At 65.4% G+C, this 22,376-nt stretch carries 19 protein-coding genes; 12 read left to right on the forward strand and 7 right to left on the reverse strand.

Features of this window, described 5'->3' with window-relative positions:
• Positions 1-61 precede the first annotated feature (61 nt).
• On the forward strand, positions 62-2,476 hold the full coding sequence (locus JJB99_RS28985; RefSeq protein ID WP_200495651.1) for a phosphoketolase family protein: 2,415 nt from the start codon (positions 62-64) through the stop codon (positions 2,474-2,476).
• A 7-nt stretch (positions 2,477-2,483) separates the two neighbouring features.
• Entirely contained in the window at positions 2,484-3,668 is a 1,185-nt protein-coding gene (locus JJB99_RS28990; RefSeq protein ID WP_200495652.1) for an acetate/propionate family kinase, read from the forward strand.
• Positions 3,669-3,954: 286 nt separating this feature from the next.
• Here the strand turns inward: JJB99_RS28990 and JJB99_RS28995 are convergent, their stop codons facing one another.
• Positions 3,955-4,794 (reverse strand): RMD1 family protein, encoded by an 840-nt coding sequence (locus tag JJB99_RS28995; protein WP_200495653.1) that lies wholly within the window; start codon positions 4,792-4,794, stop codon positions 3,955-3,957.
• 263 nt (positions 4,795-5,057) lie between these two features.
• Here JJB99_RS28995 and JJB99_RS29000 point away from each other — a divergent pair, with 263 nt between their 5' ends.
• Positions 5,058-5,633, forward strand: coding sequence for a glycosyl transferase (locus JJB99_RS29000; protein ID WP_200495654.1), 576 nt, complete (start codon positions 5,058-5,060; stop codon positions 5,631-5,633).
• Positions 5,634-5,696: 63 nt separating this feature from the next.
• Positions 5,697-6,626: a bifunctional helix-turn-helix transcriptional regulator/GNAT family N-acetyltransferase gene (locus JJB99_RS29005; RefSeq protein WP_200495655.1), complete on the forward strand. Its 930-nt coding sequence runs from the start codon at positions 5,697-5,699 to the stop codon at positions 6,624-6,626.
• A 190-nt stretch (positions 6,627-6,816) separates the two neighbouring features.
• Here JJB99_RS29005 and moaB read toward each other — a convergent pair whose 3' ends face one another.
• Positions 6,817-7,380, reverse strand: a complete 564-nt coding sequence (gene moaB / locus JJB99_RS29010) for a molybdenum cofactor biosynthesis protein B (protein WP_200495656.1) — start codon at positions 7,378-7,380, stop codon at positions 6,817-6,819.
• 163 nt (positions 7,381-7,543) lie between these two features.
• On the reverse strand, positions 7,544-8,482 hold the full coding sequence (ypfJ, locus tag JJB99_RS29015) for a KPN_02809 family neutral zinc metallopeptidase (protein WP_200495657.1): 939 nt from the start codon (positions 8,480-8,482) through the stop codon (positions 7,544-7,546).
• A gap of 416 nt (positions 8,483-8,898) precedes the next feature.
• Between ypfJ and JJB99_RS29020 the strand changes: the two genes are divergently transcribed.
• The 3 genes from JJB99_RS29020 to JJB99_RS29030 all read left to right on the forward strand — a co-directional run bounded on the left by JJB99_RS29020 (position 8,899) and on the right by JJB99_RS29030 (position 11,341).
• On the forward strand, positions 8,899-10,029 hold the full coding sequence (locus tag JJB99_RS29020; RefSeq protein ID WP_283815998.1) for a site-specific DNA-methyltransferase: 1,131 nt from the start codon (positions 8,899-8,901) through the stop codon (positions 10,027-10,029).
• A 174-nt stretch (positions 10,030-10,203) separates the two neighbouring features.
• Positions 10,204-10,530: a hypothetical protein gene (locus tag JJB99_RS29025; RefSeq protein ID WP_200495659.1), complete on the forward strand. Its 327-nt coding sequence runs from the start codon at positions 10,204-10,206 to the stop codon at positions 10,528-10,530.
• A gap of 130 nt (positions 10,531-10,660) precedes the next feature.
• Entirely contained in the window at positions 10,661-11,341 is a 681-nt protein-coding gene (locus tag JJB99_RS29030; RefSeq protein ID WP_200495660.1) for a glutathione S-transferase family protein, read from the forward strand.
• A 326-nt stretch (positions 11,342-11,667) separates the two neighbouring features.
• Here JJB99_RS29030 and JJB99_RS29035 read toward each other — a convergent pair whose 3' ends face one another.
• Positions 11,668-12,111, reverse strand: coding sequence for a nuclear transport factor 2 family protein (locus JJB99_RS29035; RefSeq protein WP_200495661.1), 444 nt, complete (start codon positions 12,109-12,111; stop codon positions 11,668-11,670).
• A gap of 91 nt (positions 12,112-12,202) precedes the next feature.
• Here JJB99_RS29035 and JJB99_RS29040 point away from each other — a divergent pair, with 91 nt between their 5' ends.
• Positions 12,203-13,117, forward strand: a complete 915-nt coding sequence (locus tag JJB99_RS29040; RefSeq protein WP_200495662.1) for a LysR family transcriptional regulator — start codon at positions 12,203-12,205, stop codon at positions 13,115-13,117.
• Between the two features lie 232 nt (positions 13,118-13,349).
• Here JJB99_RS29040 and JJB99_RS29045 read toward each other — a convergent pair whose 3' ends face one another.
• A complete protein-coding gene (locus JJB99_RS29045; protein ID WP_200495663.1) occupies positions 13,350-13,970 on the reverse strand; it encodes a glutathione S-transferase family protein in 621 nt (206 codons plus the stop codon).
• A gap of 139 nt (positions 13,971-14,109) precedes the next feature.
• Here JJB99_RS29045 and JJB99_RS29050 point away from each other — a divergent pair, with 139 nt between their 5' ends.
• Positions 14,110-15,387, forward strand: a complete 1,278-nt coding sequence (locus tag JJB99_RS29050; protein ID WP_200495664.1) for a flavin-dependent oxidoreductase — start codon at positions 14,110-14,112, stop codon at positions 15,385-15,387.
• Positions 15,388-15,573: 186 nt separating this feature from the next.
• Here the strand turns inward: JJB99_RS29050 and JJB99_RS29055 are convergent, their stop codons facing one another.
• Together JJB99_RS29055 and mutY are read right to left on the reverse strand one after the other, a co-directional pair.
• Positions 15,574-15,993, reverse strand: a complete 420-nt coding sequence (locus JJB99_RS29055) for a PaaI family thioesterase (RefSeq protein ID WP_200495665.1) — start codon at positions 15,991-15,993, stop codon at positions 15,574-15,576.
• Positions 15,994-16,045: 52 nt separating this feature from the next.
• Positions 16,046-17,164 carry an A/G-specific adenine glycosylase gene (gene mutY / locus JJB99_RS29060; RefSeq protein ID WP_200495666.1) on the reverse strand — a complete coding sequence of 373 codons (1,119 nt, stop codon included), beginning with the start codon at positions 17,162-17,164 and terminating at the stop codon, positions 16,046-16,048.
• A 106-nt stretch (positions 17,165-17,270) separates the two neighbouring features.
• On the opposite strand from mutY, the gene JJB99_RS29065 reads away from it, so the two are divergent.
• From JJB99_RS29065 to smc, 3 genes are all read left to right on the forward strand, one after another.
• On the forward strand, positions 17,271-17,762 hold the full coding sequence (locus tag JJB99_RS29065; protein ID WP_200495667.1) for a DUF721 domain-containing protein: 492 nt from the start codon (positions 17,271-17,273) through the stop codon (positions 17,760-17,762).
• A gap of 133 nt (positions 17,763-17,895) precedes the next feature.
• Positions 17,896-18,567, forward strand: coding sequence for a DsbA family protein (locus JJB99_RS29070; protein WP_200495668.1), 672 nt, complete (start codon positions 17,896-17,898; stop codon positions 18,565-18,567).
• Positions 18,568-18,784: 217 nt separating this feature from the next.
• Positions 18,785-22,249, forward strand: coding sequence for a chromosome segregation protein SMC (gene smc, locus JJB99_RS29075; RefSeq protein WP_200495669.1), 3,465 nt, complete (start codon positions 18,785-18,787; stop codon positions 22,247-22,249).
• Positions 22,250-22,376: the final 127 nt, after the last annotated feature.

Below are 22,376 nucleotides of genomic sequence, written 5' to 3' on the forward strand. Positions count from 1 at the left end.
GAGGGATCGATCGCGCCAGAGCAGGGTTGGTGACGATCCTTGCGTGAAGGGTCGGCACATCATGACAAATCGACAACAATCGGCCGTCGCAGCCGGCGACCTCGCCCTGCTCGATCGCTACTGGCGCGCCGCAAACTATCTCTCCGTCGGGCAAATCTACCTGCTCGACAATCCGCTGCTGCGCGAGCCGCTGCGGCCCGAGCACATCAAGCCGCGTTTGCTCGGCCATTGGGGCACGACGCCAGGCCTGAACTTCATCTACGCCCATCTCAACCGCGTCATCCGCGCGCTGGACCTAGATGTCATTTACATCTGTGGTCCCGGCCATGGCGGCCCGGGCATGGTCGCCAACACCTATCTCGAAGGCAGCTACAGCGAGATCTATCCTGATATCGCGCGCGATGTGGACGGATTGCGGAAACTGTTCCGGCAGTTCTCCTTCCCCGGCGGCATTCCGAGCCATGCGGCGCCGGAAACGCCGGGCTCGATCCACGAAGGCGGCGAGCTCGGCTACGCCCTGGTGCATGCCTATGGCGCGGCGTTCGACAACCCCGATCTGATCGCCGCTTGCGTGGTCGGCGACGGCGAGGCCGAGACCGGTCCTCTCGCGGCCTCCTGGCACTCCAACAAGTTCCTCAACCCCGCCCATGACGGCGCGGTGCTGCCAATCCTGCATCTCAACGGCTACAAGATCGCCAACCCGACCGTGCTCGGCCGGATGGGCGACAGCGAGATCCGCGATCTCTTTCGCGGATTCGGCCACGAGCCGCTATTCGTCGAGGGCGACCAGCCCAAATTGATGCACCAGGCCATGGCGGACGCGCTCGACGTCGCGCTCGCCAGCATCCGCTCGATCCAGCAGCACGCCCGCGAGGACCGCAAGGCAGTTGAGCGGCCGCGCTGGCCGATGATCGTGCTGCGAAGCCCGAAGGGCTGGACCGGCCCGAAGGAGGTCGACGGCAAGAAGGTCGAAGGTTTCTGGCGCGCACATCAGGTTCCCGTTGCGAACTGCCGCGAGAACCCGGCGCATCTGAGACTGCTCGAAGAGTGGATGCGCAGCTACGAACCGGAAAAGCTGTTCGATGCGAGCGGCGCACTCATCTCCGAGCTTCAGGCGCTCGCGCCCGAAGGCAACAGGCGCATGGGCGCCAATCCGCACGCCAATGGCGGCCTCCTCAAGAAGGAGCTCGAGCTGCCGGACTTCCGCAACTTCGCGGTGGACGTACCGCAGCCAGGTTCCGTTGCCGGCGAAGCAACGCGCGAGCTCGGCAAATTTCTGCGCGACGTCATCCGGCTCAACGCGCAGGAGCGCAATTTCCGCATCATGGGCCCGGACGAGACCGCATCAAACCGGCTGGATGCGGTGTTCGAAGCGACCGAGCGCGTCTGGATGGAGCCGACAAGACCTTACGACGTGCATCTTGCCGAAGACGGCCGTGTCATGGAGGTGCTGAGCGAGCATCTCTGCCAGGGCTGGCTCGAGGGCTATCTGCTCACCGGACGGCACGGCTTCTTCTCCTGCTACGAGGCCTTCATCCACATAGTGGATTCCATGTTCAACCAGCACGCCAAATGGCTGAAGGTCACGCGCGACCTGCCGTGGCGGCGGCCGATCGCCTCGCTCAATTATCTCCTGACCTCGCACGTCTGGCGCCAGGACCATAACGGCTTCAGCCATCAGGACCCGGGCTTCGTCGATCTCGTCGCCAACAAGAAAGCCGACATCGTCCGCATCTATTTCCCGCCGGATGCCAACACGCTGCTGTGGATCGCCGATCACTGCCTGCGCACTTACAATCGCATCAATGTCATCGTGGCTGGCAAGCAGCCGGCGCCGCAATGGCTGTCGATGCAGGAGGCGGCGACGCATTGCGATGCCGGCATCGGCATCTGGACCTGGGCCAGCAACGACGCCGGGGACGGCGAGCCCGACGTGGTGATGGCCTGCGCCGGCGACGTGCCGACCCTGGAGACGCTCGCCGCCGTCGACCTGCTGCGCAAGGCGCTGCCGGACTTGAAGATCCGTGTCGTCAACGTCGTCGACCTCATGACGCTGCAGCCGAACGAACAGCATCCGCACGGGCTCTCCGGCCGCGATTTCGACAGCCTGTTCACGCGCGACAAGCCGGTCATCTTCGCCTATCACGGCTATCCCTACCTCATCCACCGGCTCACCTATAACCGCACCAACCATGCCGGCATGCATGTGCGCGGCTTTGCCGAGGAAGGTACCACGACGACGCCGTTCGACATGGTCGTGCTCAACGGGCTCGACCGCTATCACCTCGCGATCGAGGCGATCGAGCGCGTGCCGGGGCTTGCGACCAGAGCCGCACAGGTCAAGCAGCAGTTTCGCGACAAGCTGATCGAGCATTCGCGTTACGTGCGCGAGCACGGCGAGGACATGCCGGAGATTCAAAAGTGGGTCTGGCAGAACAGCGCTGGCGGTAACACGCCAGCCGAAGCCGGCGACTGAGGCCGCCATGTCGGAGGCAGTCCTCGTCCTCAATTCGGGCTCGTCGAGCATCAAGTTCGGCCTGTTCGATATCTCCGCGGCCGAGCCCACCCTTCTTTGCAAGGGCCTGCTCGACGAGCACGAGGCAAAGCCGCGGCTCGTGATGAAGAGCCCCGCCGGCGAAAATCTGTTCGAGACGCACCGGGAAGTGTCCGATGCGGACAGCGGTCACCTGTTCAGCGATGTGCTCGGGTTCGTCGAGGACCGGTTTGGCGGCCATCGCTTGCGCGCCGCCGGTCACCGCATCGTCCATGGCGGACCGGATTATTCCGGCCCGGTCGAACTGACGGATGATGTCTATGCAAGGCTGGAGGCATTGAGCCCGCTGGCACCGCTGCATCAGCCGCGGTGCCTGGAGCCGGTCCGCACCATCGCGGCGATCAGGCCTGACCTCACGCAGATCGCCTGTTTCGATACCGCCTTCCATCACAGCATGGCGCCACCAGCCAGCCGTTTTGCGATCCCGCGACGCTATGACGAGCGTGGTATCCGCCGCTACGGGTTTCACGGCCTCTCGTTCGAATATGTCGGGCGGCGCCTTGCTGAAATCGCGCCGGAGCTTGCGGCCAGGCGCACCGTCGTCGCGCATCTCGGCAACGGCGCCAGCCTGTGCGCACTTCGCGACGGTCGCAGCATCGATACCACGATGGGGCTGACGCCGCTCGATGGCCTCGTGATGGGCACGCGTTGCGGCACGCTCGATCCCGGCGTGCTGCTCTATCTGCTGCAACACGAGAACATGTCGGCCGAAGACGTCCAGCACTTGCTCTATCATCAGTCGGGCCTGCTCGGCGTCTCCGGCATCTCCGCCGACATGCGCACGCTGCTCGCGAGCCGCGAGGCGACCGCGCGGGAGGCGGTGGATCTCTTCACGCTTCGTGCGGCGCAGCAGGTCGCGATGATGGCGACCACACTCGGCGGGCTAGAATGTCTGGTGTTCACCGGCGGCATCGGCGAGCATGCTAAGGAAATCCGCAGCGCGATCGGCGAACGGCTTGGCTGGCTCGGCGTGCGCATCGATGCGGCGGCGAATGATGCGATGCGCGAGCGGATCAGCGGCAGCGACAGCACCGTAGATGTGTTCGTCATTCCGACTAACGAAGAACTCACGATCGCACGACATTGCGCCGCGCTGTTAGGAATGGGAGCTTGAGGTCTGGAAGAACGATCGGCCCTGACTTCCCTTCCGCCTTGTGGGAGAAGGTGGCATAGCCGGCCTTCGGCCGCCGTTCTTAAGAACGCCGCAGCGAAGCTTCGGCTATGGCGCCGGATGAGGGGTTTTGTCCGGGCGCACATGTGCGTGAGAGGATGAGGAGACAGACCCCTCACCCCAGTGAGCCCGCATCCACCAGCGGTGCTGCCCTCTCCGACAAGGGGCGAGGGCACAGTCATGCGCATCTCGCTCGCGGCGCGTTGTGGCGAACCAAAACTTACCTTCTCTAGTGGATGCCGGCCAATATCTGAAAACACCCGATCGCGACCTCGATCACGATCAGCACCACCACCGCAATTTCCAGACGCAGCGAGCGCTGGGTGTCGATGATGTCGGTCAGCGCGTTGGCGGTTTCCGACACCGCGGTGAGCTTGCGCTCGAGCGTGTCCAGGCGCTCCTTCAATTCGTACTCATCCTCGAGACGGGCGTAGAGCCGGTCGAGCTCGGGCTTTTCCCAGAGCACATCCGGCTTGTCGGCCACCGCGACGCGGCCGGCGACGCGCTGCTGCACCAGAAGCGCATTGCCGATCAGTTGCAGCATGCCCTTGCGCTGGGGTGGCGTGCGGCCCTGCTCGGCGAGCTTGCGCGCGAAGGGCTCGATCACGTCGAACACCGCCGCAACGCGCCGCTCGTCGCGCGCCAGCGACGTGCTCTTGGCAAGTGCGTCCGCAATCAGCAGCAGCCGGTCGTCGGAGAATTTTGCGAGACAGATCGGCCCGCCCGGCTGGATCACCTCGGCGTTTTCGTCCTTGCAGAGCTGGGCCTGCGCGGTCTCTTCCTCATGGGGGCTGAACGGGCCGATGACGCGGGAGTTGAGGCTGTCGATCAGCACCTTCTCTTCCGACGGCAACAGACCGATCAGCACCACGACGCCGTAGCGGAAGATCACGGCAAGGCCGGCATGAACGCGAAAGGCGGCCGGCGTCGATGACACCAGAGTACCGATCTCGAGGCTGGAGGCGTTGATGCGGTCGCCCAACATCAGCGCGCGGATCCGCAAGGTCGCCGCGGCGTCCTGCTTCGGCAAAGTTGGCGGGGTGCCAACGGAAAGTTGATCGGCGTTCACTGGACCATCTCGCTCTGTGCGCCCTCGCCTCGATCATACCGGCGGAAAGAGCCCCGTTTGAAGCCCTCGCAAGCGAGATTCGCCGAAACATTTGGCAATTGGGCCATCCCGCACGCGACACATTCGCATGCCATAGGCGCTCCGTGGTTTACCATTGGCTACCAAAGAGCCGCCAAAAAGTTGCACTCGGCGAGGTCGCATGTTTATGACAACATCATAACAAGCTACGCTTCTCCCGAATTGCGGACATCGAAGCCTCAATCATGCTGAGCGTCATCATTCCGACTGAAGGCGTCGAGCAGACGGCCGTCGCAACTCTGGCCGCGCTGGTACCGGGTGCCGCCGCCGGCATCATCCGCGAAGTGCTGCTGGTCGACGGCACCCGCAACGGCGTCATCGAGCGCGTTGCCGACGTCGCAGGCTGCCGTTTCATCGGCTTCGAGGGCTCCTCGCAGGGCGCGGCGCTCGCCGCCGGCGCGCTCCGGGCCCGCTCGCCCTGGCTGATGTTCCTGCCCGCCGGTGCGGTGCTGGAAACCGGCTGGATCGAGGAGACCGCGCAATTCATCGAGGCCGTCTCGACCAGCGGACGAGATCGTGCAGCGGTGTTTCGTTATGCCCGTTCACCTTACGCCGATACCGGCCTGCGCGACATGTTTCGGGCCGTCGCGCGCAAGCTGGTCGGCCCGCTCGGCGATCAGGGACTTTTGATCGCGCGTGATCATTACGACCGGATCGGCGGCTATCCGCCCGAGGCCCGCCGTTCCGAGGCGCGGCTGCTGCGGCGGCTCGGCCGCTCGTCCCGCACCATGCTGCGCAGCCGGATCGTCATGGTCGGCTGAGGCCACCAAATACTTGCCAAAGTCAAACAATTATTTGACAATGGCAATTATTGAGGTGTCCCGATGTCACTTGACGCTCCCGACGACCAGATCGCGGCAGTCCGCGCCTTCAACCGCTTCTATACCCGCAAGCTCGGCGTGCTCGACCAGCACCTTGGCAAGAGCCCGTTCTCGCTCAGCGAGGCCCGCGTGCTCTATGAGCTCGCGCAGCGCAACGACCTTGCAGCCAAGGAGATCGGCAACGAGCTTGGGCTCGATCCCGGCTATCTCAGCCGCATCGTCCAGAGTTTTGACGAAAAGGGGCTGATCACGCGAAAACCCCTGCCCGCGGATCGCAGGCAATACCAGCTCAGCCTCACCGCCAAGGGCCGCCAGGCCTTCGCCAAGCTGAACCTCGCCTCGCAAAACGAGGTCGCCGCCATGCTGGCGCAGCTTTCGCCCGGAGATGCGGGGCGGCTCACGCAGGCCATGGCGACGATCGAGGCCGTGCTGGAGCAACGCCGGACCCAGCCCGCCTCCTTCATGCTGCGCAGCCATCGCGTCGGTGACATGGGTTGGGTCATCTCGCGGCAGGGCGCCGCCTACGCCGCGGACTATGGCTGGGACATCAGCTACGAGGCGCTGGTCGCCGAGATTTGCGCGCAGTTCATCAAGAATTACGACCCCGCGCGCGAGCACTGCTGGATCGCCGAAGTCGATGGCGAGCCGGTCGGCTCGATCTTCCTGGTCAAGGCCACGGACGAAATCGCCAAGTTGCGCCTGTTGCAGGTGGAGAAGAAAGCGCGCGGGCTCGGTGTCGGCCGCGCACTGGTCGAGCAATGCATCCAGGGCGCCCGCGAGCGAGGCTACAAGAGGATGACGCTGTGGACCCAGAGCATCCTGGTCGCCGCGCGCGGCATCTATCAAAGTGCAGGCTTCAAGCTCGTGAAGGCGGAGAAGCACCATAGCTTCGGTGCCGATCTGGTCGGGGAGACCTGGGAGCTGGACCTCTGATTGTTTGGCCACGAGCGGGATGCGCATGAATGTGCCCTCGCCCCTTGCGGGAGAGGGCATCTGCGCTGGCAGATACGGGCTCACTTGGGCGAGGGGTATGCTCCAACCGACACTGGCGTACGCCGATAGAACCGCCTTCGCGCCACCTTCTCCGGCAAGGGGAGAAGGAAGAAGGCACCAACGTCCGCGCCTACACCGTCGCGCCCTGCGCCTTCGGCCTGCGCAGATGCTCGTCCAGCCTTGGCATGATCTCGACGAAATTGCACGGACGCGTGCGGTAGTCGAGCTGGCTTGCGAGGATGCCGTCCCAGCCGTCGCGGCAGGCGCCGGGCGAGCCCGGCAGGCAGAAGATGTAGGTCGCCCCCGCAACGCCGGCAGTGGCGCGGCTCTGGATCGTCGATGTGCCGATCTTGGCGTGGCTCAGCATGTGAAACGCGATCGAAAAACCGTCCATGCGTTTCTCGAACAGCGGCTCGATCGCTTCCGGCGTGACGTCGCGCCCGGTAAAACCGGTGCCGCCGGTGGTGATGACGACGTCGATGTCACGATCCGCGATCCAGCGGCGGATCACGGCGCGGATCGCTTCGACGTCGTCGGTGACGATCTCGCGCGCGGCGAGATGATGACCGGCTGAGGTGAGGCGGTCGGCGAGCGTCTGGCCCGATTTGTCATCGGCGAGGGCGCGCGTGTCGGAGACGGTAAGCACCGCGATGTTGAGCGGGATGAACTGTTTGGTTTCGTCGATCGAGGCCATTGCTTTTTCCTCTCGTGTCCTGGACACGATGCAGCGCGTGAGCGATGCATCGCAGAGCCGGGACCCATGCTTATGAGACCTCAGAGCCACCGGCAATGTGGGCCCGGCTCTGCAGCGCACCGCTAGAGAAGCGCTGCGCCGCGTCCGGGGCACGAGACCTTCTTTACAATGCTCCGGCCCCGAACGTGTTGCAGGCCTGGACCGTGCCCTGCTGGTAGCCGGTCATGAACCATTGCTTGCGCTGCGCGGCCGAGCCGTGGGTGAAGGAATCGGGCACGACGCGTCCGGTGGCCTGGCGCTGCAGCGTGTCGTCGCCGATCGCGCTTGCCGTGGTCAGTGCGGCGTCGATGTCGCCGGGTTCGAGGAAGTTCGGACGCTTCTTGGCCTCGCGGTTGACCCAGACGCCGGACAGACAGTCGGCCTGCAGCTCCACCTTGACCTGGAGCGCGTTGGCCTCGGCCTTGCTGCCGGCCTGCTGCTGCAGCCGCGTCACGCGCGGAATGATGCCGAGCAGGTTCTGGATGTGATGGCCGGCCTCATGCGCGATGATGTAGGCGGTGGTGAAGTTGCACGCCGACTTGCCGGAGCAGCCGCGGAAGCGCGTCTCGACCTCGCGGAAGAACGAGGTGTCGAGAAAGATGGTGCGATCCGGCGGGCAATAGAACGGCCCCATCGCCGACTGCGCCATGCCGCAGCGGCCGCCATTGGTGGCGTTGCGGAACAGCACGATCTTCGGACCGGTGTAGGACTGCCCGCTGGCCTGAAAAATCTCGCTCCAGCGATCGTCGATCTCGCCGAGGATGCCGGAGATCATACTGCCCATCTCGTCGGCCGGCGCGCCGCGCTTGCCCGAGGACGCCTGACGCTCAGTGTGGTAGCTCGGAGCGCCGCCGCCGGAGAGAATCTCGGCGCCGCCGATCAGGATGCGCGGATCGATGCCGAAAGCGTAGCCGATCAGGCCGAGCACGATGATGGTGCCGATGCCGAGCCCGCCGCCGCCCATCGGCAGGCCGAACCCGCCGCCTCCACCGCCAAACCCGCCGCCGCCGTCGTCGCGACGATCCTCGATGTCGTCGCTGCGGCGGAAATCATCGTAGCGCATGGCGGCTTTCCCTCAACGTCCCGATTCAGTGTGTCGGCTTTAGCTCGTCGGCGCGCAAGAGCGCCAAACTCCAACGCGCCACACAGGTAAAATTTCCATTGCGTTAATCAATATCCCGCTCGGCAAAAATTGCCTAGGGCGACAGCGCGCCCGTGCCAGCAATTTTTTCCGTCCGCGTGCAATTTTTTCCGAGAGACATTTGCCGCCGCAACGGCCGCCGCGCCGCGGACGAATGCGAAATATACCGTAAAACACAGCGATTGCGCGCACCACGACGCGCGCGACGGGCGATGCGAGGCTTGCTTGGAAAAGTAGCGGGTTAAGTCGTTTTTTACTTTGCCGCTGCAATGTAGCGGCCAGTCGGTTGTTTGGTCCCGCGTCGCCGACAGCGTCGCCTGAGTCAGAGTTCTTGAGTCATGGTAGAGTCGCGTCGCGGGGCGTCTGCAAGGGCGCCCCGCACAAATTTTGAGTCCCCTTCGCATCGTATCATTCTCGGCGATTGCGTCGCCGAGATGTCGAAGCTTCAGGCCGGCAGCGTCGATCTGGTGTTCGCAGATCCGCCCTACAACCTCCAGCTCAAGGGCGATCTCAAGCGCCCCGACGAATCCCATGTCGATGCCGTCAACGACGACTGGGACAAGTTCGATTCGTTTTCCGCCTACGACGATTTCACCCGCGCCTGGCTGCTGGCCGCCCGCCGCGCGATGAAACCCTCGGCGACGATCTGGGTGATCGGCTCGTATCACAACATCTTCCGGGTCGGCGCGATCATGCAGGACCTCGGCTTCTGGCTGCTGAACGACATCGTCTGGCGCAAGTCGAACCCGATGCCGAACTTCCGCGGCCGCCGCTTCACCAACGCGCACGAGACCATGATCTGGGCCGCGCGCGACGAAAAAGCCAAGGGCTACACCTTCAACTACGAGGCGCTGAAGGCGGCCAACGAGGACGTGCAGGCGCGCTCCGACTGGCTGATCCCGCTCTGCACCGGCGAGGAGCGCCTCAAGGGCGCCGACGGCAAGAAAGTGCATCCGACGCAGAAGCCGGAAGGCCTGCTCGCGCGCGTGCTGCTGTCCTCGTCCAAGCCCGGCGATCTCGTGATCGATCCCTTCAACGGCACCGGCACCACCGGCGCCGTCGCCAAGCGCCTCGGCCGCTCCTATATCGGCTTCGAGCGGGACAAGACGTATGCCAAGGCGGCGGAAGCGCGCATCGCCAAGGTCGAGCCGCTGCCGGAAGAGAGCCTCGCCCCGTTCATGACGGCGCGCGAAGCCCCGCGCGTCGCGTTCTCCGAGCTGATCGAGCGCGGCATGATCATGCCCGGCACGAAGCTGTTCGACGCCAAGAAGAAGTTGGGTGCGCTGGTGCGCGCCGACGGCGCCATCATGTTCGGCGACAAGGTCGGCTCGATCCACCGCATCGGCGCGGTCGCGCAAGGCGCGCAGGCCTGCAACGGCTGGACCTTCTGGCACGTCGAGACCAAGAAGGGTCTCAAGCTGATCGACGAGCTCCGCGCCGAGATCCGCGCAGGCATGGCGGCGGAGTAGCCTAGCACTCCGATCCCGTAGGATGGGCAAAGCGCAGCGTGCCCACCATCCCTCTCGGGATGCAGTGCTGGTGGGCACGGCGCTTCGCGCCTTTGCCCATCCTACGGGCTCCTTGAATGAAGCAATGGCCGGAACTACATTCCCTCGATCAGCCCCGTCCTCACCGGTGGGCCCATGCGACGACAGTCCGAGACTTTGCTGCTGGTGCCGCTGCTGCCGATCTTCCTGATCGGCATGTTTCCGATGTTCCTGATCGCGCTGCTCGGCTTTTTCGGCCTCGCGCTGTTTGGCGTGCTGGTGGTCTGTGTCGGCCTCGCCAGCAGCAACGAGGCGCATGACAATTTCAATCATGACGTCATCGTGCACGGTTATGCGCGCGGATCGGAGCGCGCCGCGCGGGCCTCCGACATGCATCTCGCCGCCAAGCTCGGGCTGAGGCTGGAAGGGATCGGCGCGGCGATGGTCATTACGGCGGCGATCGGGCTTTGTTACGCCGGCTGATCTGCGTGGCGCGCAGATACCGCCCGGCAAACTCGCCGGTTGCCCTCTCCGAGCAGGTTCAGGCAAGAGAAGACCGCCTGCGGCTCCAACGCTGCGTTCGCTCTCGGCCACCAACCTGTGGAGATGATTGATGCTCAAATTCTACTTCAATGGATCGCCGAACCCGACCAAGGTTGCGCTGTTCCTCGAGGAGTCCGGACTGCCGTTCGAGCCCATCGCGGTCGACACCCGCAAGGGCGAGCAGTTCACGCCGGATTATCTGAAGATCAATCCGAACGCCAAGGTGCCGGCGATCGACGACAACGGCACGATCGTGTTCGACTCGAATGCCATCCTGCTCTATCTCGCCGAGAAGACCGGAAAATTCCTGCCGGCGAGCCGCGCCGAATTGCTGTCCTGGCTGATGTTCGTGGCGACCGGGGTCGGGCCGTATTCGGGTCAGGCCGTTCACTTCAAGCATTTCGCGCCGAAGGACCAGAGCCACGATTACGCCCACAACCGCTACCAGTACGAGACCGACCGTCACTACAAGATTCTCGATGGTCACCTCCAGGGCCGCAACTACATGGTCGGCGATGCCTATTCGATCGTCGACATGGCGCTGTGGGGCTGGGCGCGGATGGTGCCGTTCAAGCTCGGCGACGACGCCTTTGCGCGCTACCCCAACGTGAAGCGGCTCGTCGACGAGATCTCGGCGCGCCCCGCAGCTGGCCGCGCGATCGCGCTGAAGGACAAGTTCACCTTCAAGGCCGAGATGGACGACGAGGCGAGAGCCAACATGTTCAGGCACATGCAGACCAAGGTGGCGTGATCTCGCCACACCATGCTTCAAGGCCACGCGGATGCGCGTGGCCTTTTGCTTTTCAGCTCAGGCCGCGTGGACCGACTCCAGGAACTTCGGCCCCGCGCTGTCGTTCTATTTCCGTCGAACGGGTTTCTTCAGCTCGTAGGCAATCTCCGACCGGGTCATGCCGCAGTACTGAAGCTCCCGTTCGGTCATCGCGGCGAGGTGACACCGGGCCCGGGCCTGCTCTCGCCGGACCCGCATCATGTCCATCAGCATCCGCCAGGCCCGCACGGCAAGCCCCGGCCGTGACCGATGGGATCGCGCCGTGGACGCGACGTCGTTCGAGCCGCTCAGCTCGCGGCCCTCACACCGGCTTGCGGAAACGGGCCGAGCGCCTTCTCGGTCAGGACCGAGTCGCAGTATTCCCGGATCTCCTTGATCTTGCCGTCCTCGAGCCGGAACACCAGGCAATAGTCGTTGTCGTAGCGCACGCCCTCGGGCGTGACGTTGTCGCCCTTGGCCTCGACCACAACGATGTCGCCGTCGGCAATGAAGCGATGAGCGACTGTGCGCGTGCGGTCGCGCAGGCGGGTGCGCACATAGCCGTGCAGATCGTTGAGGATCGACTCCTTGCCCGTGAAGGTGCGGGACCAGGAATATTGCCCGGTCACGACCCATCTGGCGTCGTCGGCAAGGCTTGCGGTGAACAGGGCGCGGTCGCGCGCCGCCGGATCGGGGTTGGCGGCAGCGGCGAAAATGTCCTGCATCAGTTTCTTGTTGGCGCTCGCGCTCATGGCGGCATCTCCGTTTGGTGGCAACGCGGAGAACATTGCCGCGCGAATGGAATTCTTCAAATCGATAGAGAATATGATATCTATTCACCTCATGAATTTGAATTCGCTTGACCTCAATCTATTGACCGCGCTCGACGCGCTGCTGCGCGAGGCCAATGTCAGCCGCGCGGCCATGAGAATCGGCCTGTCGCAGCCAGCCGCGAGCCACGCGCTGCAACGCTTGCGCGACATCTTCGGCGACCCGCTGCTGGTGCGCACCGGCGCGCGGATGGAGCTGACGCCGCGGGCACAGGCGCTGCGCGCACCGCTGGCGCAGGCGCTGGACCAGGTGCGCGGGCTGTTCGCGCCGGAGGAATTCGACGCCGCGCGCAGCGAGCGGCCATTCCGCCTGATGATGCCGGATCTCGCGGTCGAGCTGCTGATGCCGCCGCTGATGGAAAAGGTGACGCGTCTTGCGCCCAACGTCCGCATCGACGTGGTGCCATGGCGGGGACCTGCGATCTTCCACGCCGAGTTCGCCCGCACCATCGACCTCGTGATCTCGATCGGCAACGCCTTCAAGGGCTTTCACCGCCAATTGCTCTACACCGACCGCGACGCGCTGGCGGTGCGACGCGGCCATCCGATGGCCGCGAAGCTGAAGCGGCGCGAGGCGTTCCTGGCCGCGCGCCATGTCGGGGTGATCATCCGCGGCAACAGCGAGGATCTGATCGACACCTGGCTCCGCACCAAGGGCATCGAGCGGCACATTGCGCTGGTGGTGTCGGGCTATCTCGAAGCGCTGCACGTCGCCGCGCGCACCGACCTCGTCGCTTTCGTGCCGCGCCGCCTGATCGCGGCGTTGTCGAAGCAACTCGGCCTCGTCGCGGTGACGCCGCCGCTCGACCCGGGGATCGACGAGCAGTTCATGTTCCATCCGACGCGGGCACAGATGGATCCGGGATCGATCTGGCTGCGGCGGCTGATGCTGGCGACGGGGCGGGAGCTGGAGAAGAAAGGGTCGTAGGATGCACCATCGGCAATCTCGGTGTCGTCCCGGACAAGCGCAGCTCCCGACAACACGCAGCATTGTCTAGAGCGGAGCGCTGATCCGGGATCCATAACCACAGGACGTGATTTGGCGAAGACCGGTCGTTTGGTACTTCTACCGATCGCGATCGATAGATTCCGCGGTATGGGTCCCGGGTCTGCGCTTACGCTTGCCCGGGACGACAGCGGAATATGTGACCGGCGTATTGTTACGCCTTCTGCGCATCCATCACCTTGCGCACGGCCGGGCGGTCCGACATGCGCTTGAAGTGGTCGGCGATCCTCGGCGTGGCGTTGATGTCAACGCTGTCGCCTTCGAGCCAGTGCGAGAGCGTGTGGAGATAGGGATCGCAGATCGTGAACTGATCGCCCATTACCCATGGTCCCTTGAACATCTTCTGCTCGATCAGCTTGAAGCAGGCGGCCATGGTCTTCGGCACCATCGCCTTCATGTCGGCGAACGAGCTCTCTTCCGTCGCCCAGCGCGCGCCGCGCATCTTGTGGGCATGGTTGATGTGCACGGTCGAGCAGAGATAGGAGTTGAACGACTGCACCTGCGCGAAGTCGAAGGGATCGTCGAGGGGGGCGAGCTTCGCCTTCGGGAAGGTCTGCGCGATGTAGGCCAGCATCGCCGGGGTCTCGGTGAGGACGCCGCGATCGGTCACCAGCGCCGGCACGCGTCCCTTCGGATTGATCGCGAGATAGTCCGGGCTGTTCTGCTGGTTGTCCTTGAAGCTCAACCGTTCGGCCGTGTAGTCGGCGCCGGCCTCCTCCAGGGTCATGTAGGTGGCGAGCGCACAGGTGCCGGTGGCGTAGTAGAGCTTGAGCATGTCGGACCTCATGGAAAATTGGAAATTAGCGGTTGTCGGCCGCAAGGTCCATAGCACGACGTTCTCTTGCCTTGCGCTCTTCGCAGTTGCCCACCGCCGCCCGCCTGTGCCAAGACGCCTGCAATTGGAGGGGGTTGTCATGACGGTACTCATCGCCGGTGGCGGCATCGGCGGGCTGACGCTTGCGCTCAGCCTGCATGGGATCGGCGTTCCCGTAAAAGTGTTCGAGAGCGTCGCGGAACTGAGGCCGCTCGGCGTCGGCATCAACGTGCTGCCGCATGCGGTGCGCGAGCTGATCGAGCTCGGGCTGATGGACAAGCTCGATGCCAGCGGCGTGCGGACGGCCGAGCTCGCCTATTTCTCCAAGTATGGCAAGCCGATCTGGAGCGAGCCGCGCGGGCTGGAAGCCGGCTACAAATGGCCGCAGTTCTCGATCCACCGCGGCACGCTCCAGCAGCTGCTGCTCGACACGGCGGTCGAGCGGCTCGGCCGCGACAACATCCTCACCAGCCATCATCTGACCGGCTGGACCGAGACCGCGAGCGGCGTCCGCGCCGATTTCATCGACCGGGCGACCGGCAAGGCCGCAGGTACCTACGAAGGTGCAATCATGATCGCCGCCGACGGCATCCATTCCGCCGCCCGAGAAAAGCTCTATCCGAACGAAGGTCCGCCGATCTGGAACGGCCGCATCCTCTGGCGCGGCGTCACGCCATCGAAGGCCTTTCTCACTGGCCGCACCATGATCATGGCGGGCCACGAGATCCTGAAGTTCGTCTGCTATCCGATCTCGAAAGAGCCGGACTCATCGGGCAACCATCTGATCAACTGGGTCGCCGAACGCCACATGCCGCCGACCTATCAGTGGCGGCGCGAGGACTATAACCGCACCGCGCGGCTGGAAGAATTTTTGCCGTGGTTCGAGAGCTGGCAGTTCGACTGGCTCGATGTGCCCGGCCTGATCCGGAACTGCCCGCATGCTTATGAATACCCGTTGGTCGACCGCGATCCGGTGTCGCAATGGACCTTCGGCAAGGTCACGCTGATGGGCGACGCCGCGCATCCGATGTATCCGATCGGCTCCAACGGCGCCTCGCAGGCGATCCTCGATGCCCGCGTCATCACGCGCGAGATCCTGGCCCATGGCCCGACGCAGGCCGCGCTGCTCGCCTATGAAGCCGAGCGCAGGCCGGCGACCACCGACCTCGTCCTGCTCAACCGCAAGAACGGCCCCGAACAGGTGATGCAGCTCGTCGAGGAGCGCGCGCCCGACGGCTTTGAGATCGTCACCGACGTGCTGTCGCAGCAGGAGCTGGAAGACATCGCGGCGAACTACAAGCGCGTCGCGGGTTTCCAGGTCGAGGCGCTGAATGCGAAGCCGCCGATCGTGAGCGCGGGTGCGAAGCGGGTGAGTTAACCACTCAGCGAGCCGCGAACTCCTCTTCACCTCGCCCCGCTTGCGGGGCGAGGTCGGATTGCATCGGAGATGCAATCCGGGTGAGGGGGTACAGGTCTCACGTCCACCGCCCGTGCTGAGAGAAGCCCCTCACCCCACCCTCTCCCCGTAAGAACGGGGCGAGGGAGCGAGAGACGGGTGCCCGCCTTACTTCACCACCCTCGCCGCCTCCAGCAGCCGCTCGCTCGCACTCGCCGTTGCCAGCACTGTGCCGTCCTCGGCCATCAGCTTGGCGTCGACGAAGGCGATCGTCCTGCCGAGCTGCGTCACCTTCGCTTCGCCGATGATCGGTCCGGGCCTTGCCGGCGCCAGGAAATTCACGGTCATGCTGATAGTCGTGGTGTAGAGCCGGCCTTCGCTCATCACCAGCACCGCCGGGCCCATGGTGTCGTCGAGCATGGCCGAGAGCATGCCGCCCTGGATGAAGCCCGCCGGGTTGCAAAACTCCGGCTTGCCCTCGAAGCTCAGCTTGATCCAGCCTTCCTCGGGACGGGCATCGAGCAGGCGCCATCCGAGCAGCTCGGCGCAGGGCGGCCTTGGAAAGTTGTCGAGTGCGGTCTGGACCATTGGCAGCCTCCGTGTCGCGCTTTGATAGCGCGGCGCTGCTGCCAGCGTGCTGTCAGGAGAATGGCCTGGATGAAAGGTCCAATGCGTGTGCGATCACCTTGCGCATGACGTTCGGCAGTGCCTCTCCGGCAAGGGTTGCGATCGGCACCCAGCGCATGCCCTCGGGTGCGCGCGCGCGGGGCTCGGCCTTCGCCGTGTAGACGACGAGCTCCAGCGGAAAATGCGTGAAGACGTGGGTGACGACGCCCACCTTGCGCTGCCAGCGCGACAGCCCCGTCAACTCCGGCGCCTGCTGCTTCGCCGTCGCATCCTCCTGGCCGGCGAGCCAGTCGGAGCCCGGCACCTCGGTCATGCCGCCGAGCAGGCCCTTTTCGGGCCTTGAGCGGACGAGCAGCTCGTCGCCGCGCGTGATCACAAAGGCCGCGCCGCGGCGCAACGTGCCGCTCTTCTTCGGCGCCTTGCGCGGGAACGTTTCCTGCGTGCCTTGCGCACGCGCAGTGCAATCCTCAGTGAACGGGCACAGCGAGCAGGCCGGCTTCTTCGGCGTGCAGATCGAGGCGCCGAGATCCATCAGGGCCTGCGCGCTGTCGCCGGCGCGGGAGTCGGCCAGAAGCGTCGCCGCCAGCTGCTGGATCAAGGGCTTTGCCTGCGGCAGCCCCTCCTCCACCGCGAACAGGCGCGACACCACGCGCTCGATATTGCCGTCGACCGGCATGGTGCGGCGATCGAAGGCGATCGCTGCGATCGCGGCCGCTGTATAAGGGCCAATGCCCGGCAGTGTCCGCAGCCCCTCCTCCGTGTCCGGAAACACGCCGCCATGTTCCCGCGTCACGGCGACCGCACAGGCGTAGAGATTTCGTGCGCGCGAATAATAGCCGAGCCCGGCCCACATTCGCAGCACGTCGTCCTGCGAAGCGCTCCCCAGCGCCGTGACGTCAGGCCAGCGCGCGACGAATTTTTCGAAGTAAGGCCCGACCGCCTTCACCGTGGTCTGCTGGAGCATGATCTCCGAGAGCCAGACGCGATAAGGGTCCGATGCCTCCCCGGGCGCCGCGCGCCAGGGCAGGCGGCGTCGGTGGCGGTCGTACCATTGCAGAAGTGCGATCGGGCGCGACGAGGTCTCCGCCGGGCTGGGTTCCGATTTCGGCTTCAGGGCGGATTTGGAGCTCATGCTCCCACTGTAGCGGCGTCACGCCGATCTCTCCACGTCATGCCCGCGCCCGTCGCGGGCATCCACGTCTTTCTTCGTGGATCGCCCCGGAGTGCTATAAGGTCTCATGTCCAAATTCCCTCCCAAGCCCGGCCCCATCAGCGCTAAGCCGCTCGGGATCCTGCTCAATGACGTTTTCGCCGAGGCGTATGCCAAGCAGGGCTTTGCGGCGCGCGAGCTGGTGACGCGGTGGGCGCAGATTGCCGGGCCGGAGATCGCGGCGCACGCCGAGCCGCTCAAGATGCAATGGCCGCGCCCGGTAGAGGGGCAGCCGCAGGAACCGGCGACGCTGGTGCTGCGGGTGGAGGGCCCGATGGCGCTGGAGATCCAGCACTCCGCAGACGTCATCCTGGAACGCGTCAACCGCTTCTTTGGCTGGAGCGCGGTCGGCAAGCTGGCCTTCCGTCAGGCTCCGCTATCGCGGCCCCGGACCCGGAAACGGCCCGGCCCGCCAGACCCGAAGGCGGTTGCCAAGGAGGTCGAGCGGCTCGGGGACATTGAAGATGAAGAATTGAAGACGGCACTGGCGCGGCTCGGGGCCGCCATCAAGCGAAATTGAGCCTCATTCCCTGGCTATTCTGGACCCGTTCTTGTCCCTCGCCATTGCCTCAAGCGACGTTTCAAGCTAGCGACAGGCCGCCCGGGAACAGCGATACCGCCTGGGCGCGACAACGCCAGTTCGGGAGCCAACCGTGATCATCACCCGCCGCGCCTTCACCACGATGCTGTCGCTGACCGGGCTGGCCGCGCTCGCCGGGCTCTCGCCGCTGCGGTTCATCTCGGACGCCATGATCCCTGAAGCAAAGGCACAGTCCGCCGCCGACGTCGCCAAGCCGGTGTCGCTGCCCGACATGGCGCTCGGCCCGCAGGACGCCGCCGTCACCATCACTGAATATGCCTCGATGACCTGCCCGCATTGCGCGGCCTTCAACGAGCAGGTGTTTCCCAAGATCAAGAAGGAATACATCGACACCGGCAAGGTGCGTTACGTCTTCCGCGAGTTCCCGCTCGACATCAAGGCCGCCGCCGGCTCGATGCTGTCGCGCTGCATCGCCAATGGGGACGCGCCGAAATACTTTGCGGTCACCGACATGCTGTTCCGCCAGCAGACCGATTGGGTGGTGAAGAACACCACCGAGACCCTGACGCGGATCGGCAAGCAGGCCGGCCTCACCCAGCAGCAGGTCGAGGCCTGCCTGAAAGACCAGGCGCTGCTCGACAAGATCGCCGCCGACCAGAAATACGCCAGCGACGTCTTGAAGGTGGATTCGACGCCGACCTTCTTCATCAACGGCGAGAAGATCAAGGGCGAGGCCTCCTTCGAGGAATTTGCCAAGAAGATCAATCCGCTGCTGAAGAGCTGATTCGCTCGCGCGCAGCCTGATTCGCGCCTCGAAAGCCGTATCATTCCCGTCATAAATCCCTTGGGAAAAGCGGCTTTCGCCGGTTGTCCTCGCAGCGCATCGCGGCCATTGTCCAGCCGCATGAGGCGCCTCGCGCGACTCGCCCGGATAGCGACATTGCCTTCCATGGTATTGTCCCGGCAGGGGGATTCGCGCCTGCCAAAAGAGATGCGTGCTTATGAAAATCACCCGCCTGCGCCTTCACGGCTTCAAGTCCTTCGTTGAGCCCACGGACTTCGTCATCGAGCCCGGCCTGACCGGCGTGGTCGGCCCCAATGGCTGCGGCAAGTCGAATCTCGTCGAAGCGCTGCGCTGGGCGATGGGTGAGACCTCGTACAAGAGCTTGCGCGCCGCCGACATGGACGCAGTGATCTTTGCAGGCTCCGGCAACCGTCCCGCGCGCAACCACGCCGAAGTGACGATGACGATCGACAACGCCGATCGCACCGCGCCGGCGGCGATGAACGACAGCCAGCTGCTCGAAATCTCCCGCCGCATCGAGCGTGAAGCGGGCTCGGTCTATCGCATCAACGGCCGCGACGTGCGCGCGCGCGACGTGCAGATCCTGTTCGCGGACGCCGCCACCGGCGCGCGCTCGCCCGCGCTCGTCCACCAGGGCAAGATCGGCGAGATCATCCAGGCCAAGCCCGAGCAGCGCCGCCGCGTGCTGGAAGACGCCGCCGGCGTGGCCGGTCTGCACGCCCGCCGCCACGAAGCCGAGCTGCGGCTCAAGGCCGCCGAAACCAACCTCACCCGCGTCGAGGACGTGATCGGCCAGCTCGCAGGGCAAATGGAAGGCCTGAAGAAGCAGGCCCGCCAGGCGGTGCGCTATCGCGAAGTCGCGGCGAAGGTCCGCAAGGCCGAGGCCACGCTATTCCATCTGCGCTGGATCGGCGCCCATGCCGACGTCAACGAATCCGGCCAGACCCACGATCTCGCCGTCCGCGAGATGGCCGAGCGCACCCAGCACCAGGCCGAAGCCGCCCGCATCCAGGCGATCCGCGCCGCCGAAATGCCGGCGCTGCGCGATGCCGAAGCACGCGCCGCCGCAGGTCTCCAGCGCCTGACCAATGCGCGCGAGCAGCTCGACCGCGAGGAAGAGCGCGCCAAGGAGCGCGTCGCCGAGCTCGAGCGGCGCCTCGCCCAGTTCGAAGGCGACATTTCCCGTGCTCAGCAACAAACTATGGACGCCGACGTCGCGCTGCAGCGGCTCGATACCGAAGACGCCGAGCTGAAGGAAGAGATCAAGTCGCGCGTCGAGAAGCGTTCCGGCGTCGACGAGCGCGTCGCCGAAGCCGAGGCGGTGCTGACCGAAACCGAGCAGCAGTTCGCCGAGCTCACCACAGCGCTCGCCGACCTCACCGCCAAGCGCAACCAGTTAGAGGCCAACGTCCGCACCCACCGCGACAAGCTCGCCCGTCTCGACCAGGAGATCGCGAACGTCACCGCGGAAGAGCAGAAGCTCGCCGCCGAGACCGGCGGCTTCGGCGACCTCGACGAGCTGACCGCGGCGGTCGAGACCGCCGAGCAGACGCTGGCCGCTTCCGAAGCTGCCGCTCAAGCCAGCGAAGCCGCGCACGTCGCCGCCCGTCAGACGCTGGAATCCTCGCGCTCGCCGCTCGTCGAAGCCGACAAGCGCGTGCAGCGGCTGGAGACCGAGGCGCGCACGATCTCCAAGATCGTCAATGGCGAGACCAAGAATCTGTGGCCGCCGATCATCGACGGCATCACCGTCCACAAGGGATTTGAGAAGGCGATCGGCGCCGCGCTCGGCGACGATCTCGACGCGCCCGTGGATCCCTCCGCGCCGATGCGCTGGACCAATGCCGGCGTCACCGATGGCGATCCGGAACTGCCCGAAGGCGTCACCCCGCTCGCCAATCACGTTCAGGCGCCGGCCGAGCTGGCGCGCCGCCTCGCGCAGATCGGCGTGGTACCGCGCGAGCGCGGCGCCGAGCTGGTCTCGCAGCTCAAGACCGGCCAGCGGCTGGTCTCGCCCGAGGGCGACGTCTGGCGCTGGGATGGCTTTGTCGCGGCGGCTCACGCCCCGACCGGCGCCGCGCGGCGGTTGGCCGAACGCGCCCGCCTCGTCGACATCGAGAACGAGCTCGAGCAGGCGCGTATCGACGCGCAGATCAAGCGGCAGGCGCTGGAGAATGCCGAGTCCGAATTGCAGATGGCGGCCAGCACCGAAGGCGCCAGCCGCGAAGCCTGGCGCGCCGCGCAGCGCGAGCTAAACGTCGCGCGCGAGCGCCACGCCACCGCCGAGCGCGAAATCAGCCGCCATGCCGCGCGCAAGGCGACGCTGTCGGAAGCGCACAGCCGTCTCGCCGCCGACCGCGCCGAAGCCGAAGCCGCCTACGAATACGCCGAAGCCGGCATCAGTGAGCTGCCATCGAGCGAGGACACCGAGACCCGTCTTGCCGCCGTCCGCAGCGACATCGAAGGCCAGCGCCGCATCGCCGCCCAGGTCCGCGCCGAGGCGCAGGCGCTGGCGCGCGAGGCCGAGCTCGCCGATCGCCGCGTCCAGGCGATTCTCGCCGAGCGCGCCGAGTGGCAGAATCGCAAGGAGAGCGCGGCCTCTCACATCGACACCATCCAGGCGCGTATTGCCGAGCTCACGATCGAGCGCAGCGATCTCGAAAACGCGCCCGCCGTCTTCGCCGAGAAGCGCAGCGCGCTGATCACCGAGATCGAATACGCCGAAAACGACCGCCGCATGGCCGCCGACGCGCTCGCCGCCGCGGAGACCGCGATGGCCGAGACCGACCGCGTTGCCAAGCTGACGCTGGAGGCGCTCTCCAGCTCCCGCGAGGCCACCGCGCGCGCCGAGGAGCGCATGGAAAGCGCACGGCGCCGGCTCGAGGACATCGAGCGCGAGATTCGCGACATGCTGGAGGTCGAGCCGCAGGCCGTCGCGGGCCTTGCCGAGATCGAGCCCGGCGCCGAGCTGCCGCCGCTGCACGAGATCGAGGAAGACCTCGAAAAGATGCGCCGCGACCGCGAGCGCCTCGGCGCCGTCAATCTGCGCGCCGAGGAAGAGCTGCGCGAGGTCGAGACCCAGCACACGGGTCTCGTCACCGAGCGCGACGACCTGGTCGAAGCCATCAAGCGGCTCCGTCAGGGCATCCAGAGCCTCAACAAGGAGGCGCGCGAGCGGCTCCTGACCTCGTTCGAGGTCGTCAACAACCATTTCAAGCGCCTGTTCGTCGAGCTGTTCGGCGGCGGCGAAGCCGCGCTGCACCTGATCGAGAGCGACGATCCGCTGGAGGCCGGCCTCGAGATCATCGCAAAACCGCCGGGCAAGAAGCCGCAGACGCTGTCGTTGCTCTCGGGCGGCGAGCAGGCGCTGACCGCGATGGCGCTGATCTTCGCGGTGTTCCTGACCAATCCCTCGCCGATCTGCGTGCTGGACGAAGTCGACGCACCGCTCGACGACCACAACGTCGAGCGGTACTGCAACCTGCTGCACGAGATGACCGGGTCGACCGATACGCGCTTCATCATCATCACGCACAACCCGATCACGATGGCGCGGATGAACCGCCTGTTCGGCGTCACCATGGCCGAGCGCGGCGTCTCGCAGCTGGTGTCGGTCAGCCTGCAAGAGGCGGTGGACATTCTCGACCAGAACGTGGCTTGAGGCGCGATCCCTCCATAGCCATTGACGTCATCATCCGCGCAGGCGGATGATCCAGTACGCCGCGGCTTCTCGGTTGACGGCACTGTCTCGGAGTACTGGATGCCCCGCCTTCGCGGGGCATGACTGC

The organism is Bradyrhizobium diazoefficiens, assembly GCF_016616235.1.
Taxonomy (GTDB): domain Bacteria; phylum Pseudomonadota; class Alphaproteobacteria; order Rhizobiales; family Xanthobacteraceae; genus Bradyrhizobium; species Bradyrhizobium diazoefficiens_H.